Origin of the sequence: Pseudomonas sp. URMO17WK12:I6 (genome assembly GCF_003253625.1) — a bacterium.
GTDB lineage: Bacteria > Pseudomonadota > Gammaproteobacteria > Pseudomonadales > Pseudomonadaceae > Aquipseudomonas.
In genome coordinates this window covers 24767-41566 of record NZ_QKYZ01000008.1, presented here as the reverse complement: position 1 = coordinate 41566, position 16800 = coordinate 24767, and the positions used below count along the sequence as shown (strand labels likewise).

The window sequence follows — 16800 nt, the reverse complement described above, 5'->3', positions numbered from 1 at the left end:
ACGGTTTAAATGCTCAGGCCCTCGGGCTTGAGCCTTATCGTCCGCAAGCCTGCCCGCTGTCTGTCACTTGCCGACGATAAAAGATTTCCTTCAGCTGCGTCGTTTTCGTCAACTTTGGAGTGTTTACAACAATGGCAAAAATCGTCGACATCAAAGGTCGTGAAGTTCTCGACTCCCGTGGCAATCCCACTGTGGAAGCAGACGTGCTTCTCGATAACGGCATCATCGGCAGCGCATGCGCGCCATCCGGTGCTTCCACTGGCTCGCGTGAAGCGCTCGAGCTGCGTGATGGCGACAAGAGCCGTTATCTGGGTAAAGGCGTGCTCAAGGCCGTAGCCAACATCAACGGTCCGATCCGCGACCTGTTGCTGGGCAAAGACCCAAGCGACCAGAAAGCGCTGGATCACGCGATGATCAAGCTCGATGGCACTGAGAACAAAGCGACCCTGGGCGCCAACGCGATCCTCGCCGTTTCCCTGGCCGCGGCCAAGGCAGCAGCACAGGACCAGGACCTGCCGCTGTACGCTCACATTGCCAACCTGAACGGTACCCCGGGTGTTTACTCGATGCCGGTTCCGATGATGAACATCATCAACGGTGGCGAGCACGCCGATAACAACGTCGACATCCAGGAATTCATGGTTCAGCCGGTTGGCGCCAAGTCTTTCTCGGAAGGTCTGCGCATGGGCACCGAGATTTTCCATCACCTCAAAGCCGTTCTGAAGGCCCGTGGCCTGAGCACTGCCGTTGGTGACGAAGGTGGTTTCGCGCCGAACCTGGCCTCCAACGAAGACGCTTTGAAAGTGATCTCCGAAGCCGTGGCCAACGCCGGTTACAAGCTGGGCACCGACGTGACCCTGGCCCTGGACTGCGCGGCCAGCGAATTCTATGAAGATGGCAAGTACAACCTGTCCGGCGAAGGCCAGGTGTTCACTGCTGAAGGTTTCGCCGACTACCTGAAAGGTCTGACCGAGCGTTACCCGATCATCTCCATCGAAGACGGTCTGGACGAGTCCGACTGGGCTGGCTGGAAAATCCTCACCGACAAGATCGGCGAGAAGACTCAGCTGGTAGGCGACGACCTGTTCGTGACCAACACCAAGATCCTGAAAGAAGGCATCGATAAAAAGATCGCCAACTCGATCCTGATCAAGTTCAACCAGATCGGCACCCTGACCGAAACCCTGGAAGCCATCCAGATGGCCAAGGCCGCTGGTTACACCGCCGTGATCTCGCACCGCTCCGGCGAAACCGAAGATTCGACCATTGCCGACCTGGCCGTGGGCACCTCGGCTGGCCAGATCAAGACCGGTTCGCTGTGCCGTTCCGACCGCGTTTCCAAGTACAACCAACTGCTGCGTATCGAAGAGCAGTTGAATGGCAAAGCCAAGTACAACGGCCGTAGCGAATTCCGCGGCTGAGTGGTAAACGATAAAAAGACACCGGATTGTGTCGGAAAAATCGCGACAGCGACGGATTTGCCACTAATCTGATGCCTTAAGAGCACAAGCCTGGTTCTTCCAGGCTTCGTGCTATCAGACGCTTCAAAGTTTGGCATGGCTGTCTTTTTTCACTGGATACCTGATATTCGATGCGCAGTCCCAATTGGTTGTTCCTCGTCTTGCTCTTGCTGCTGGCCGGCCTGCAGTATCGCCTGTGGGTGGGTAATGGCAGTCTGGCGCAAGTGGCCGAGCTGAAGCAGCAGATTGCGGATCAACACGCCGAGAACGAGGCGTTGCTGGAGCGCAATCGGGTGATGGACGCCGAAGTCAGTGAGTTGAAAAAGGGCATGGAGACCGTTGAAGAACGGGCTCGCCATGAGTTGGGCATGGTCAAGGATGGTGAAACCCTTTACCAGTTGGCCCAATGATTGAGTCGTTACCGGCCTTCTGGGCCGTGATTCCTGCCGCGGGCGTCGGTGCCCGTATGGCCGCGGACCGTCCCAAGCAATACTTGCAACTGGGCGGGCGCACTATTCTCGAACACAGCCTTGGCTGTTTCCTCGATCATCCTGCCCTGAAGGGGTTGGTGGTCAGTCTTGCCATCGACGATCCTTACTGGCCGAACCTGGCCTGTGCTGCCGATCCGCGTATTCAGCGGGTTGAAGGTGGCGCCGAGCGTTCCGGATCAGTGCTCAACGCCTTGCTGCATCTGCATGCCCAGGGCGCTGACGATGAGGATTGGGTGTTGGTTCACGATGCCGCGCGACCGAATCTGGCGCGTGATGATCTTGATAAATTGCTCAGTGAACTGGCTGACGACCCGGTGGGCGGCCTATTGGCGGTGCCTGCGCGCGACACCCTCAAACGGGTCGACAAGCACGGGCGTGTGCTGGAAACAGTGGATCGCAGTGTGATCTGGCAGGCTTATACACCGCAGATGTTTCGCCTTGGAGCATTGCATCGGGCGTTGGCGGACAGCCTGGTGGCGGATGCTGTCATCACCGATGAAGCCTCGGCGATGGAGTGGGCAGGTATGGCACCCCGTTTGATCGAAGGTCGATCCGACAACATCAAAGTCACTCGCCCCGAAGACCTTGAGTGGTTGCGCCAGCGCTGGGCGAACCGCCGTTAAAAGATCGCAGCCTATGCCGGCTGCGATTTTTTTCTCTTAAACCCGATATTCCGGCCGTTCGGCCAACCCTTCCTTCAAATAATCCACTAACTTGCGTACTTTCGGTGACAGATGCCGCTGCTGTGGATAAAGCGCCCAAACCGCTGTGTTCGGCGGTTGGTGGGCTTCCAGCAGCGAGATCAATTCGCCGTTTTTCAGGTGCTCCAGCACGTAGTAATCCGGCAGCTGACACAATCCAACCCCTTGTAGCGCGGCATCCAGCACCGCCTGCCCACTGTTGCAGCGCCAGTTTCCCTGTACTCGCTGGGAAAATTCCCGCCCGTTCTGTTCCAGTTGCCAGATATCTGAGCTGCCGATGAGGCAGTTGTGGCGACTCAGTTCCGACAAACTGTGTGGGCGACCATACCGTTCCAGGTAGGACGGCGAGGCGCACAGGTACATGCGCCGTGGTGCCAAACGAGTCGCGACCAATCTTGAATCCTGCAGGCGGCCGAGGCGGATGGCCAGGTCCAGCCCTTCGTGCACCAGATCGAGCGGGCGGTTGCTCAGTTCGATGTCGACACGCAGTTGCGGATACAGCCCCATGAAACGAGTCACCAGCGGCACAATGAATCGTTCGCCGTAGGCCACGGCACAGGTCATGCGCAGCATGCCCTTGGGTTCGCTGGTCAGGTCGCCGACAGCGCGCAACGCTTCTTCGCGGCCGTCCTGCAAACGTTGGCAATGTTGCAGAAAGGTTTGCCCGGCTTCGGTCAGCGTGACCCGGCGGGTGCTGCGATAGAGCAAGCGGGTTTGCAGTCGCTCTTCCAGTCTTACGATTTGGCGACTGATGTGGGAGGAAGACACCCCAAGGCGTTCAGCCGCGGCGGTGAATTGGCTGCACTCTGCGACGGCGACGAACTCGTCGATGCCTTCCCAGCGGTTTTCGGACATCAGGATTATCCCTGCATGGCAATAATGTTTTGCTTTTGTCCCGATTATTCATCGTATGCGGCTGTATTACACTCCCTGTCTCGTTTTTATTCACTGGAGAGTCAGCATGATCAAGTCGCGCGCCGCCGTTGCCTTCGAGGCCAAGAAGCCCCTCGAGATCGTTGAAGTCGATGTCGCCATGCCCAAGGCGGGCGAAGTCCTGCTGCGCGTCGTCGCTTCCGGTGTCTGCCATACCGATGCCTACACCCTCTCGGGCGCGGACCCGGAAGGTATCTTCCCGTCGATCCTGGGCCACGAAGGTGGCGCGGTGGTCGAAGCGATCGGCGAGGGCGTGACCTCGGTTGCGGTGGGCGATCATGTGATCCCGCTGTACACCCCGGAATGTGGCAAGTGCAAATTCTGTCTGTCGGGCAAAACCAACCTTTGCCAGGCGATTCGTGCAACCCAGGGTAAAGGCCTGATGCCGGACGGCACTTCGCGCTTTTCCTACAAGGGCGAAACGATTTTCCACTACATGGGCACCTCGACGTTTTCCGAGTACACCGTGCTGCCGGAAATCTCCGTCGCCAAAATTCCTAAAGAAGCACCGCTGGAAAAAGTCTGCCTGCTGGGCTGTGGCGTCACCACCGGCATCGGCGCGGTGATCAACACTGCCAAGGTCAAGCCGGGTGATACCGTCGCTATCTTCGGTCTGGGCGGCATCGGATTGTCTGCCGTGATCGGCGCGGTCAAAGCCAAGGCTGGCCGGATTATCGCCATCGACATTAATCCGGCCAAGTTCGAAATCGCCAGGCAATTGGGCGCCACCGACTGCGTGAACCCGAAAGACTTCGATCGTCCGATTCAGGAAGTGATTGTCGACATGACCGATGGCGGCGTCGACTTCTCGTTCGAATGCATCGGCAACGTGCAGTTGATGCGTGCCGCACTTGAGTGCTGCCACAAAGGTTGGGGGGAGTCGGTCATCATCGGTGTGGCCGGCGCAGGCCAGGAAATCTCCACCCGTCCATTCCAGTTGGTCACCGGTCGCGTCTGGCGCGGTTCGGCGTTCGGTGGCGTGCGTGGCCGTACCGAGTTGCCAAGCTATGTCGAAATGGCCCAGACCGGCGAGATCCCGTTGGATACCTTCATCACCCACACCATGGGCCTGGAAGATATCAACAAGGCGTTTGACCTGATGCATGAAGGCAAAAGCATCCGTAGCGTCATTCATTTCTGAGGTCGCTTATGAGCCTGGAAAATATCTCCTGCCAGAAAAGCTTCGGCGGCTGGCACAAGCGTTACCGGCACCGCTCCGACGTGCTCGGTTGCGACATGGTGTTTGCCGTGTACCTGCCGCCGCAAGCGGAGCAGGGCGGTAAACTACCAGTGTTGTACTGGTTGTCTGGCCTGACCTGTACCGACGAGAACTTCATGCAGAAGGCCGGTGCCATGCGCATGGCCGCTGAGCTGGGGCTGATTATCGTCGCACCGGACACCAGCCCACGCGGTCCCGAAGTGCCGGGCGATCCGGATGGTGCCTGGGACTTCGGTCTCGGTGCCGGTTTTTATCTGAATGCCACGCAGGAACCGTGGTCGCGGCACTATCGGATGCATGACTATGTCGTGCAGGAATTGCCGGCATTGGTTGAGGCGCATTTCCCGGCATCGGAAAAGCGTGGCATCAGCGGCCACTCCATGGGTGGTCATGGTGCGCTGGTCTGCGCCTTGCGCAATCCGGGGCGTTACCAGTCGGTGTCGGCGTTCTCGCCGATCAACAATCCGATCGATTGCCCATGGGGGCAGAAAGCCTTTTCCCGCTACTTGGGGGAAGACCGGTCGAAATGGCGCGAGTGGGATGCCTGTGCATTGATCGCCGAAGCCGACGAGAAACTGCCGCTGCTGGTGGATCAGGGTGATCGCGACGATTTCCTCGCCACCCAGCTCAAGCCAGAAGCCCTGCAACAGGCGGCGAAACTTGCCGGTCATCCGCTGACGTTGCGTTTGCAACCCGGCTACGACCACAGTTATTTCTTCATCGCCAGTTTCATCGACGACCACTTGCAGCATCACGCGCGCGCTCTAAGCGCCTAATGTCTGACAAAGCAGGTAGAATCACGCCCTGACAAAAATCGGGGCGTTTTTTTATGCGTATTGGCCACGGCTATGATGTGCACCGTTTCGGTGAAGGCGATTTCATCACGTTGGGCGGTGTGCGGATTGCACACAGCTTCGGGCTGCTTGCCCATTCCGACGGTGATGTCCTGCTGCACGCCTTGAGCGATGCGTTACTCGGCGCTGCCGCGCTGGGTGATATCGGCAAGCATTTTCCGGACACCGATCCGCAATTCAAGGGCGCCGACAGCCGCGCGCTGTTGCGTCATGTCGTCGCACTGATCCACGCCAAGGGCTGGAAAGTCGGCAACGTCGATAACACCATCGTCGCCCAGGCCCCGAAAATGGCCCCGCATATCGAATCGATGCGCGCGCTGATTGCCGCGGATCTTCAAGTTGAGTTGGATCAAGTGAACGTGAAAGCTACCACCACCGAAAAGCTTGGCTTTGTCGGTCGCGAAGAAGGTATTGCCGTGCACTCCGTTGCCTTGTTGCTGCGCGCATGAACGAGGCGCAATTGCTCGGCCCACGGGCCTACGGTGACGCTCTCGGCAGCGCGGTGCTGAAAGCCACGGCGGAAGATTTCCAGGTTGATGAAGTCCTCGATATTCCCCTGAGTGGCGATGGCGAACACCTATGGATCTGGGTGGAAAAGCGCGGTCTGAATACCGAAGAAGCGGCACGGCGGATTGCCAAGGCTGCGGGCGTGCCATTGCGTACCGTCAGCTACGCGGGCCTCAAGGACCGTCAGGCGTTGACTCGCCAGTGGTTCAGCGTGCAACTGCCCGGCAAGGCTGATCCAGATCTGTCGGCAGCGGAAAACGACACGCTGAAGATTCTCAAGACCGGTCGGCACAGACGCAAGCTGCAACGCGGTGCCCATTCGGCCAACGGCTTCACGTTGCGCCTGACTCAATTCGCTGGCGACAAGGCCGCGATCGAAGAGCGTCTGCAACTGATCGCCAGGCAAGGTATTCCCAATTATTTCGGCGCCCAGCGTTTCGGGCATGACGGCGGCAACGTCGTCGACGCCCGTGCCTGGGCTGCGCGCAAGGCCCTGCCGGAACAACGCAATGTGCGTTCGCGCCTGCTCTCCACTGCGCGTAGTTTTCTGTTTAATCAGGTGCTGGCGGCACGCGTCGCCGATGGTACTTGGCAGCGTGCTCAGGTCGGCGATCTGCTGGCGTTCACTGACAGCCGCAGTTTCTTCCCGGCAGGTGAAGCCGAGTGCAGTGACCCGCGTCTGGCGATTCTCGACTTGCACCCGACCGGCCCACAGTGGGGCGAAGGTGACTCGCCGGCGTCGGGGGCTGTCCATGAACTGGAGCAGGCAATCGCCGCGCGCGAAGCGGATCTGCGCGATTGGTTGATTAACGCCGGTATGAGCCACGAACGTCGCATCCTGCGGCTGCCCATTGGCGGGTTGACGTGGCATTATCCCGAGCCTGACATTCTGCAACTGGAATTCGTCCTCCCGGCCGGATGCTTCGCCACCGTATTGGTGCGTGAACTCGTCGATCTGGTGCCGGTGGGGCAGACGGACAGCCCATGCGTATTCTGATTTCTAACGACGATGGGGTAACCGCACCCGGTCTCGCCGCGCTTTATGCTGCGCTGGCGGATTACACCGAATGCGTGGTTATCGCCCCGGACCAGGACAAAAGCGGCGCCAGCAGCTCGCTGACGCTCGACCGTCCGTTGCACCCGCATACCTTGGCCAATGGCTTTATCAGCCTCAACGGAACGCCTACCGATTGCGTGCACCTGGGCCTTAACGGCTTGCTGGAGTTTGAACCGGACATGGTGGTTTCCGGTATTAACCTGGGTGCGAACCTGGGGGACGACGTGCTGTATTCCGGTACTGTGGCGGCGGCCCTTGAGGGACGTTTCCTGGAGCGTCCTTCGTTTGCCTTTTCGTTTGTCTCACGGCAAGTGGAGAACCTTCCCACGGCGGCCTATTTTGCGCGCAAACTGGTAGAGGCCCACGCGGACCTCGATCTGCCACCGCGCACGGTACTGAACGTGAACATTCCCAACTTGCCGCTGGAGCATATCCGCGGTATCCAGCTGACCCGCCTGGGCCATCGCGCCCGCGCCGCTGCGCCGATAAAAGTGGTCGATCCGCGTGGTAAATCCGGTTACTGGATCGCTGCGGCGGGTGACGCCGAAGATGGCGGCCCGGGCACTGATTTCCATGCGGTGATGCAAGGCTATGTTTCAATCACGCCACTGCAACTGGATCGCACCTTTAATGATGCCTTCAGAAGTCTCGATGGCTGGCTGGAGGGGCTGCGCTAATGGCTCGTGAACAAGACGATATTCTGCACCGCGGCATCGGGATGACCTCCCAGCGGACCCGTGAGCGTCTGATTCAGCGCCTCTATGAAGAAGGGGTGTCCAACGCCAAGGTGCTGGAAGTCATCCGCCGCACACCGCGTCACCTGTTCGTCGATGAGGCGCTGGCCCACCGCGCTTATGAAGATACGGCGCTACCGATTGGCCATAACCAGACCATCTCCCAGCCTTATATGGTGGCGCGCATGAGCGAGCTGCTGCTGGAAGCCGGCCCGTTGGACAAGGTGCTGGAAATCGGTACTGGTTCGGGTTACCAGACAGCGGTGCTGTCGCAACTGGTCGAGCGGGTTTTTTCCGTCGAGCGCATCAAGGTTCTGCAAGATCGAGCCAAGGAGCGCCTGGTGGAGCTGAACCTGCGCAATGTGGTATTTCGCTGGGGCGATGGCTGGGAAGGCTGGCCGGCGCTGGCGCCGTACAACGGTATCATTGTGACCGCCGTGGCCACCGACGTGCCTCAGGCGCTGCTCGATCAATTGGCACCGGGCGGGCGATTGGTGATTCCGGTCGGCTCTGGTGAAGTTCAACAATTGATGCTGATCATCCGTGAAGAACAGGGCTTTTCCAGGCGTGTTCTGGGGGCAGTGCGCTTTGTGCCACTACTCAACGGGCCGCTGGCCTGAGCATTTGTTTCAACGTGCTGAATTCTCTTCGATTGCCCGGGTCTTACAGCGGCATCGATGGGTTAAACAGAATTCATCATCAGGCAGCAAACGTGTGCGTGAAGCGAATCCGCTTCATTAAAGGTAAAGCCTGTTCGGCCCGTTATACTTGCGACATTTCGTGCCGAAACACGGCAATTCATATTTTCAGCCACCACAAAGGGAGCGGCGGGTGAGTCTCACAGTCGTTGCGCAGCGAATGGGTATAACGAGCTTTCAGCGTCTGGTGACTGGTCTTGTCTTGAGTACCTTGCTGGTCGGTTGCTCCAGCACCAAATCGAGTAGCGCGGGAGTTGTCGATCGCAACAACGCGGTCGCCCAGCGTCCGGCCGTAACCACCGGCCAGTACATTGTTCGACCCAAGGACACGTTGTTTTCCATCGCCTTTCGCTACGGCTGGGACTACAAAGCCCTCGCGGCAAGGAACAACATTCCTACGCCTTACACGATCCATCCGGGTCAGACGATTCGCTTCGACGGTCGCAACGATTCAACGCCGGCAGCGGTGGTGAGTTCGTCCAGTTCCTCGCCTTCGTCGTCGAGCAAAACCACGGTAATTCGGCGTCAGGCAAATGGCACAACGACCAGTACAACGGTGCTCGCACCGTCCGTCGCCAGCAAACCGGCACCCGCTCCACTGCCTCCTGCCGGTCCGGCCCCGACGGGCTGGGGGTGGCCTTCTAATGGCATTCTGATTGGAAAATTCTCTTCAAACGGTAGTTTGAATAAAGGAATTGATATCGCCGGAGATTTGGGACAGCCTGTTTTAGCTGCGTCTGATGGGACGGTGGTATACGCCGGGAGTGGCTTAAGGGGCTACGGCGAATTAGTCATCATCAAACACAGCGATACCTACGTCAGTGCCTACGGTCACAACCGCAGGCTGTTGGTTCGGGAGGGGCAGCAGGTCAAAGTCGGACAGACAATTGCCGAAATGGGGTCAACGGGTACAGACCGGGTGAAACTGCATTTTGAGATTCGCCGACAAGGTAAACCTGTAGATCCGCTGCAGTTCCTGCCACGTCGTTGATTTGTTAGCCAAGCCTGTTCCGTCACGTAGAGGGAACAGGCTCCAGCGTTGCCAGGGATCAAGGCGCCGCTTGAGCTTGAGGTCGAACTCACCAAAGGACTATAACAATGGCTCTCAGTAAAGAAGTGCCGGAGTTTGACATCGACGATGAGGTTCTCCTTATGGAGACCGGCATCGCAATGGATTCGATGTCGAATGATGAAGGGGATGCACCACCTTCCGTTCGTGCCAAATCCAGACACTCCGCTTCGTTAAAGCAACACAAGTACATCGACTACACCCGGGCACTCGATGCCACGCAGCTGTACCTCAATGAAATCGGCTTTTCCCCATTGCTCTCCCCGGAAGAAGAAGTTCATTTTGCACGCCTGTCGCAAAGTGGTGATCCGGCCGGACGCAAGCGCATGATTGAAAGCAACCTGCGGCTGGTGGTGAAAATCGCCCGGCGTTACGTCAATCGTGGGCTGTCGCTGCTGGACCTGATCGAAGAGGGTAACCTCGGCCTGATCCGGGCAGTGGAAAAGTTCGATCCAGAACGCGGCTTCCGCTTTTCGACCTACGCCACCTGGTGGATTCGTCAGACCATCGAACGCGCGATCATGAATCAGACCCGGACCATCCGGCTACCTATTCATGTGGTCAAAGAGCTCAACGTGTACTTGCGGGCTGCACGGGAGCTGACTCAAAAGCTCGACCATGAACCCTCACCCGAAGAAATTGCCAACCTGCTGGAGAAACCGGTAGGCGAGGTCAAGCGCATGCTTGGCCTGAACGAGCGGGTTTCTTCGGTCGACGTCTCGCTGGGTCCGGATTCGGATAAAACCCTGCTGGACACCCTGACCGACGACCGCCCGACCGATCCATGTGAACTGTTGCAGGATGACGACCTGTCGCAGAGCATCGATCAATGGCTTTCGGAGCTGACCGACAAGCAACGCGAGGTGGTCGTACGCCGCTTCGGCTTGCGAGGTCACGAGAGCAGTACGCTTGAAGATGTCGGCCTGGAAATCGGCCTTACCCGGGAGCGGGTCAGGCAAATCCAGGTTGAAGGCCTCAAGCGTCTTCGGGAGATTCTCGAGAAAAACGGCCTGTCGAGTGAGTCGCTGTTCCAATAAGCCATTCGCTCAACCGTCAACCAAAAGCCCCGACTGGTTCGGGGCTTTTTGTTGTCGGCAAGATGAGAGAGGCGCGTTGGTATTGGCGCCACCTCAGGTTTGTAGTCTCGTGGTGTAAGTCTTTGCTTACTCTTTCGTAAGTGTTCATTATTTTTACACCCTGGTAGTTGTCTATTCGAAGGATGCTGTATTTATAAGTTATTGATTTATATGATTATTTTATTGAGTTAACAGCATATTACAGATGATTTCAGTCATGGAGGCCGATTGCTCTTGGTGGGGAATCCTCTAGTATTTGAACTGTGTCGACGGATAGACACGCCCTTCAAGGAAGAGGGGAACGGACATCGCAGGATGCGATTCATCAGGACGATGAAAAGGAATACATGGAATAGGGAAAAAATGTGGGCGGGTCAAACCGCCCCTTTTTTTTGCCTGCAGAAAAGTAAAAAGGCCCGCAAGGGGCCTTTTCGGGAACGCGAGGGAAATCAGCGTTCGAGGTGTTCGATCTTGCCTGGCTTGCCATCCCATTCAGCGGAATCGGGCAATGGATCTTTCCGTTCAGTGATGTTTGGCCATACCTCGGCCAATTCCATGTTCAGCTGAATGAAGTTTTCCATGCCGGCGGGAACTTCATCTTCAGAGAAGATGGCCACGGCAGGGCATTCTGGTTCGCACAGGGCGCAGTCGATGCACTCATCCGGGTGAATCACCAGGAAGTTCGGGCCTTCGTAAAAGCAGTCCACCGGACAGACTTCTACGCAGTCGGTGTACTTGCACTTGATGCAGTTGTCGGTGACGACGAAGGTCATTTCTAATTTTCTCCTCAGGCGGCGGCAGCGGAGCCCCTTCAGGACGGGGTCGCCAGGTTCGGGAGCGATAGTCTGCAGGCCAGGCTATGAGCCTGCAGCATCCCAAACCGCGCGAGATTCTAACAGCTTGCAGGCAAGTGCGTTAGATCCGTGTCTTTAATGTATAGAGCATTTCCAAAGCCCTGCGTGGTGTCAGGTCATCCAGATCAAGTTTGGCCAGTTCATCCAGCACCGGATGCGGCAGGCTGGCGAACATGTCGCTCTGTTGCGGCGCAACGGATTTGCCTTTGGCCGGCGTCGGCACTTCATGGGGCAGCGCCGTGGATTCCAGTCGGCTCAGATGCTCACGGGCACGCACGATCACTTCGCTCGGCACCCCGGCCAATTGTGCAACCGCCAGGCCATAGCTCTGGCTGGCAGGCCCAGGCAGCACATGGTGCAGGAACACGATGCGCTCGTTGTGCTCGGTGGCATTGAGGTGCACGTTGGCTACTAGCGGTTGGGCTTCCGGCAGCACCGTCAGCTCGAAATAGTGAGTGGCGAACAGTGTATAGGCCCGCAGTTGCGCCAGACGCTCGGCCGCGGCCCACGCCAGGGACAAGCCGTCGAAGGTGCTGGTGCCGCGCCCGACTTCGTCCATCAGCACCAGGCTGCGCTCGGTGGCGTTGTGCAGGATGTTCGCGGTTTCGCTCATTTCGACCATGAAGGTCGAACGCCCGCCCGCCAGGTCGTCGCTGGAACCGATCCGGGTGAAGATCCGGTCGACCAAGGACAATTCGCAACTGGCCGCCGGCACGAAGCTACCGATGTGCGCCAGCAGCACGATCAACGCGGTCTGGCGCATGTAGGTGGATTTACCGCCCATGTTCGGACCGGTGATCACCAGCATGCGGGTGCTGTCATCGAGGCTCAGGTCGTTGGCCACGAACGGTGTGGTGAGTACTTGCTCGACCACCGGGTGACGACCCTGGCTGATGCGCATGCAGGGCTCGCTGACGAAGCGCGGGCAGTTCAGGTCCAGATTCAGTGCACGCTCGGCGAGGTTGCTCAGTACGTCCAGTTCGGCCAGTGCGGCAGCGGTGTCCTGCAAGGGCGGCAATTGAGCGATCAGGTCTTCGAGCAGTGCTTCGTAGAGCATCTTCTCGCGCGCCAGGGCACGGCTCTTGGCCGACAGCGCCTTGTCTTCGAACGCTTTCAGTTCCGGGGTGATGAAGCGCTCGGCACCCTTGAGGGTCTGGCGACGGATATAGTCCGCCGGAGCCGACTCGGCCTGCTTGCTCGGCAACTCGATGAAGTAGCCGTGAATGCGGTTGTAACCGACTTTCAGGTTGGCCAGGCCGGTGCGGGCCTTCTCCCGGGCTTCCAGATCGATCAGGAACTGCCCGGCGTTTTCGCTGAGCGATTGCAGCTCGTCGAGTTCGCTGTCGTAACCGGTTTTCAACACGCCGCCGTCACGGATCACCGCTGGCGGGTTGTCGATGATGGCTTTTTCCAGCAGCGCCGCGAGTTCTGGATAGGTGCTGGTGGTCGTCGCCAATTGCATGATGTGCGGAGCTTCAAGCTCGGCCATCGCCACCTGCAACTCTGGCAGTGCGCCGAGGGCATCGCGCAGACGCGCCAAGTCACGAGGGCGGGCATTGCGCAGGCCGATCCGCGCCAGAATCCGCTCGATGTCACCGATTTCCTTGAGCTGCGGCTGCAGTTTCTCGAAACGATAACGGTCCAGCAGGCAGGTGATCGACGTCTGGCGTGCCAGTAGTACCGTCAAATCCCGCAGCGGACGGTTCAGCCAGCGGGTCAGCAAACGGCTGCCCATGGCGGTCTGGCAGCGGTCGACCACCGATTGCAACGTGTTGTCGCGACCACCGGCCAGGTTGGTATCCAGTTCCAGGTTGCGCCGGCTGGCGCCGTCCAGCACCACGGTGTCGTCCAGGCGTTCATGACGCAGGCTGCGCAAGTGCGGCAGGGCGGTGCGCTGGGTTTCCTTGGCGTAGCTGAGCAGGCAGCCAGCAGCGCCGATGGCCAAGGTCAGGTTCTCGCAGCCGAAGCCTTTCAGGTCTTGAGTGGAAAACTGCTGGCAAAGACTTTTCAACGCCGAGTCACGCTCGAAATCCCACGGCGCACGGCGACGAACCCCACGGCGTTTTTCCGCCGGCAAATCCTTCGGCCAGTCATCCGGGATCATCAGCTCCACCGGGTTGACCCGCTCCAGTTCCGCCAGCAGGTTTTCCCAGCCTTTGATCTCCAGCACCGTGAAGTTGCCGCTGGTGATATCGAGCACAGCCAGGCCGAACAGACGCTCGTCACCCAGCACCGCCGCGATCAGGTTGTCCCGGCGCTCATCCAGCAGGGCTTCATCGCTGACCGTGCCGGGCGTGATGATCCGCACCACCTGACGATCCACCGGCCCTTTGCTGGTGGCCGGGTCGCCGACCTGCTCACAAATCACCACCGATTCGCCAAGCTTCACCAGTTTCGCCAGGTAACCTTCCGCAGCGTGGTAAGGAATCCCACACATCGGAATCGCCTGACCCGCCGATTGCCCACGAGCCGTCAGGGTGATGTCCAGCAACTTGGCGGCCTTCTTCGCGTCTTCATAGAAGATCTCGTAGAAGTCGCCCATGCGATAGAACATCAGCTGGTCGGGGTGCTGGTTCTTCAGGCGCCAGTATTGCTGCATCATTGGCGTGTGGGAGGACAGATCGGAGACGGCTTTATTCATCGGATTGTCAGGAAACTCGTTCAAAGGTGTGAGGCAAAAGCGCGGCATTGGCCGGGCTTTTCCGCGATGGGCGCAAGGTTACCATGGGCGGTCTGCCAGACGCAGGCATCACGATTGGGTGAATTTAAATAGTGAAATAGGTCGGTCTACACACCTAAACCCATAAGCAGTTGGTCAAGGCCGCAGTTGGCACCAGTCAAAGCATCGAACATACGAGCAGCGGCTGTCGGCTTGTGTATAACTGGCCAGCGACTGATCGCACGGGCGTCGCATCAGGTGCACAGACAAAGTAAAAGCCCGGCGCTTGGCCGGGCTTTCTGGGATTCTAGAGCGTTCTATCAGGCTTGCTTTGCCTCGGCCTGCATCATCACAAGGTTCTGTTGCTTGGTCGCTTCGGTCAAAACTTCACTATAGACGCGCTTTTTCTGATCAGACTTCGCGTTACGAATAAAGTCGGCAAATGGGCTTTTAGCACCCTTGGCAGAGCCTGGCTTAATCGAAATCATGGATGCGCTCCTATGGGTAACCCGAGCGTGGCCTCTAGATCAGCCCGCGTGTATTGCTCAGGTATATGGTAGTCAATTTTATCGACACCAGCTTTGTAAAGACGCCCCGAATTGTCGATATGCTTGAGCAGTAGATCTACGTGGACATCGCTGCCGAACTCTAGCTTAAGTGAGTTCACTACGTCACGCGCAGCAAAATACTGATCGATGAAATGCTCCTTGCGAATCCTTCTTCCCTCAGCCTCTTCTCGAGCTTTGACAAAGTCCCAAGCAAGGAAAGGATTCTGATAGACGTACAAGATTTGTACAAACCTACCTTTTTTCAAGGACCTCTCGACATTTCTCCGGGCCACGTCAATGTTTGAAAACGTCCCGTCCAGCAGAAATGACTGTCTTTGATCAATCGCGAAGTCGAGAACTTTCTCAACCAAAATCGAAACGCCTCCTTGAAAAAGCCAAGAATTCCCGCCTGAGTACTCAGAGAACTCGTTTCGAAGCTCATCCGGATCAATCCTTAAGATCTTCGTATCGGCGAAAAGGTTAACAAGGGCGATAGAGGCTTCCGTTTTACCTGCTCCAGGGGAACCAGCCATAAACACTGACACGGGAGCTTCTTCCAACGGATAAATGGTTTTGTCCGTACGTCGTCTCGCGATGGCTTTCTTGTTCGAGCGAGCAAAGCTTATCGCTTGGTTCGAAATTTCCTGCTCTGCCGGCGTCATTGCTTGCCCTGTAGAAACTCTTGCATCCTCCATAAGCAAATCCCTCCTTGTCGGTTCCATGCCATCTATGCACGAGACGCAACAGTTTTGGTCTGAAAAACCCTTAAAGGCCCGGTCAGGTGGCTTTTCCGCGATGGGCGCAAGGTTACCATGGGCAGTCCGCCCGACGCAGGCATGAAAGCCTCAAGGCTATTTTTCGTGGGTCTATGCACAAATTATGCAATTTGGCATTTGTCTTCCGAAAAAAGATCAAGCACTATTCGCGTTATGCAAAAACGCAATGTTTCTACCGTCTTAAGAGCACTGCTCGATCAGCACGGGATCTCCCCCACGGAGCTTCACCGTCGCACCGGCGTGCCTCAATCCACTCTCTCGCGCATCCTCAGCGGGAAAATCGTCGATCCTTCGGATAAACATATCTCGAAGATTGCCGAATACTTTGCTGTGAGCACCGATCAGTTGCGGGGCCGCGCGGATGTCGCGCCGGCTGCCGGCGCCGGGCGTGATGAATTGCATTCGGAACTCAAGGACATAAGCCTGTGGGACGACGACACGCCTGTCGATGACGACGAGGTGTCGGTCCCCTTTCTTCGCGAGGTTGAATTGGCTGCTGGATCAGGAAGATTCGTCATCGAAGAGAGTGAGCGCTCTAGCCTGCGCTTCGGCAAGCGCAGCTTGCGCCACAACGGTGTGCAGTTCGACCAGGCCAAATGCGTGACCGTGCGTGGCAACAGCATGTTGCCGGTACTGCGCGACGGCGCCACGGTGGGGGTGAATGCCGGTAAATGCGGGATTGGCGACATCATCGACGGCGACCTGTACGCCATCAACCACAATGGCCAGTTGCGGGTGAAACAGCTTTATCGCCTGCCGACCGGGATTCGCCTGCGCAGCTTCAATCGCGATGAGCATCCGGACGAGGACTACAGCTTCCAGGAAATCCAGGAAGAGCAAATCGTCATCCTTGGTCACGTCTTCTGGTGGGGCATGTACGCCCGCTAACCTCACCACTGTCAGATAAAACCCGTCGCCGACGGGTTTTTTTTCGCCTGGCAAAAACCGCCAACGCCTTTGTCTGTGGGGCTTTCATGCGTCTGTGCATTTTCAGTGCATAAATAAATGCATTTATGCATTGACTGTATATGCATCCATGCATATTCTTTGTCTCAAGCCGCTCAACAAAGCGGCTCGAAACGAAGCTCTTTAGTTCCATCACAAAGGCAGCGATGAACCGGCCTCAACGGTTCAGAGGGTTGGCAACTGACCCGGGTGTGCAGC

17 protein-coding genes are annotated in these 16800 nt (G+C 57.7%); 12 read left to right on the top strand and 5 right to left on the bottom strand.

What is annotated here, in order from left to right; genetic code table 11:
* Nucleotides 1-131 precede the first annotated feature (131 nt).
* From eno to ispD, 3 genes are all read left to right on the top strand, one after another.
* Nucleotides 132-1421, top strand: coding sequence for a phosphopyruvate hydratase (eno, locus tag F475_RS15975; RefSeq protein ID WP_007940523.1), 1290 nt, complete (start codon nucleotides 132-134; stop codon nucleotides 1419-1421).
* Between the two features lie 170 nt (nucleotides 1422-1591).
* Nucleotides 1592-1870, top strand: a complete 279-nt coding sequence (gene ftsB / locus F475_RS15970) for a cell division protein FtsB (protein WP_007907178.1) — start codon at nucleotides 1592-1594, stop codon at nucleotides 1868-1870.
* The gene (gene ispD / locus F475_RS15965; protein WP_019581012.1) at nucleotides 1867-2574 is read left to right on the top strand and encodes a 2-C-methyl-D-erythritol 4-phosphate cytidylyltransferase; all 708 of its coding nucleotides are present in this window, start codon (nucleotides 1867-1869) and stop codon (nucleotides 2572-2574) included. The genes ftsB and ispD overlap by 4 nt, the downstream gene beginning before the upstream one ends.
* 36 nt (nucleotides 2575-2610) lie before the next feature.
* Here the strand turns inward: ispD and F475_RS15960 are convergent, their stop codons facing one another.
* Entirely contained in the window at nucleotides 2611-3507 is an 897-nt protein-coding gene (locus tag F475_RS15960; RefSeq protein ID WP_007907183.1) for a LysR substrate-binding domain-containing protein, read from the bottom strand.
* Between the two features lie 106 nt (nucleotides 3508-3613).
* Here F475_RS15960 and F475_RS15955 point away from each other — a divergent pair, with 106 nt between their 5' ends.
* From F475_RS15955 to rpoS, 8 genes are all read left to right on the top strand, one after another.
* Nucleotides 3614-4726: an S-(hydroxymethyl)glutathione dehydrogenase/class III alcohol dehydrogenase gene (locus F475_RS15955; protein WP_018927002.1), complete on the top strand. Its 1113-nt coding sequence runs from the start codon at nucleotides 3614-3616 to the stop codon at nucleotides 4724-4726.
* 8 nt (nucleotides 4727-4734) lie between these two features.
* The gene (gene fghA / locus F475_RS15950; protein WP_064620040.1) at nucleotides 4735-5580 is read left to right on the top strand and encodes an S-formylglutathione hydrolase; all 846 of its coding nucleotides are present in this window, start codon (nucleotides 4735-4737) and stop codon (nucleotides 5578-5580) included.
* Nucleotides 5581-5633: 53 nt separating this feature from the next.
* A complete protein-coding gene (gene ispF / locus F475_RS15945) occupies nucleotides 5634-6107 on the top strand; it encodes a 2-C-methyl-D-erythritol 2,4-cyclodiphosphate synthase (protein WP_018927000.1) in 474 nt (157 codons plus the stop codon).
* A complete protein-coding gene (truD, locus tag F475_RS15940) occupies nucleotides 6104-7162 on the top strand; it encodes a tRNA pseudouridine(13) synthase TruD (RefSeq protein ID WP_018926999.1) in 1059 nt (352 codons plus the stop codon). Before ispF ends, truD begins: the two co-directional genes overlap by 4 nt.
* Nucleotides 7150-7899, top strand: coding sequence for a 5'/3'-nucleotidase SurE (surE, locus tag F475_RS15935; protein WP_018926998.1), 750 nt, complete (start codon nucleotides 7150-7152; stop codon nucleotides 7897-7899). Before truD ends, surE begins: the two co-directional genes overlap by 13 nt.
* Nucleotides 7900-7940: 41 nt before the next feature.
* A complete protein-coding gene (locus tag F475_RS15930; protein WP_173861137.1) occupies nucleotides 7941-8576 on the top strand; it encodes a protein-L-isoaspartate(D-aspartate) O-methyltransferase in 636 nt (211 codons plus the stop codon).
* Nucleotides 8577-8787: 211 nt separating this feature from the next.
* On the top strand, nucleotides 8788-9645 hold the full coding sequence (locus F475_RS15925; RefSeq protein WP_026286488.1) for a peptidoglycan DD-metalloendopeptidase family protein: 858 nt from the start codon (nucleotides 8788-8790) through the stop codon (nucleotides 9643-9645).
* 107 nt (nucleotides 9646-9752) lie between these two features.
* Nucleotides 9753-10760, top strand: a complete 1008-nt coding sequence (rpoS, locus tag F475_RS15920; protein WP_007940534.1) for an RNA polymerase sigma factor RpoS — start codon at nucleotides 9753-9755, stop codon at nucleotides 10758-10760.
* Nucleotides 10761-11248: 488 nt separating this feature from the next.
* Here the strand turns inward: rpoS and fdxA are convergent, their stop codons facing one another.
* From fdxA to F475_RS15905, 4 genes are all read right to left on the bottom strand, one after another.
* Entirely contained in the window at nucleotides 11249-11572 is a 324-nt protein-coding gene (gene fdxA / locus F475_RS15915) for a ferredoxin FdxA (protein ID WP_007940535.1), read from the bottom strand.
* A 142-nt stretch (nucleotides 11573-11714) separates the two neighbouring features.
* A complete protein-coding gene (mutS, locus tag F475_RS15910; RefSeq protein WP_026286487.1) occupies nucleotides 11715-14294 on the bottom strand; it encodes a DNA mismatch repair protein MutS in 2580 nt (859 codons plus the stop codon).
* Between the two features lie 338 nt (nucleotides 14295-14632).
* Nucleotides 14633-14800: a hypothetical protein gene (locus tag F475_RS30475; RefSeq protein WP_177431112.1), complete on the bottom strand. Its 168-nt coding sequence runs from the start codon at nucleotides 14798-14800 to the stop codon at nucleotides 14633-14635.
* Nucleotides 14797-15522: a zeta toxin family protein gene (locus tag F475_RS15905; RefSeq protein WP_111454350.1), complete on the bottom strand. Its 726-nt coding sequence runs from the start codon at nucleotides 15520-15522 to the stop codon at nucleotides 14797-14799. Before F475_RS15905 ends, F475_RS30475 begins: the two co-directional genes overlap by 4 nt.
* A 267-nt stretch (nucleotides 15523-15789) precedes the next feature.
* On the opposite strand from F475_RS15905, the gene F475_RS15900 reads away from it, so the two are divergent.
* Complete coding sequence (locus F475_RS15900) at nucleotides 15790-16524, top strand: XRE family transcriptional regulator (RefSeq protein ID WP_026286486.1); 735 nt, start codon at nucleotides 15790-15792, stop codon at nucleotides 16522-16524.
* The last annotated feature ends 276 nt before the right edge of the window (nucleotides 16525-16800 follow it).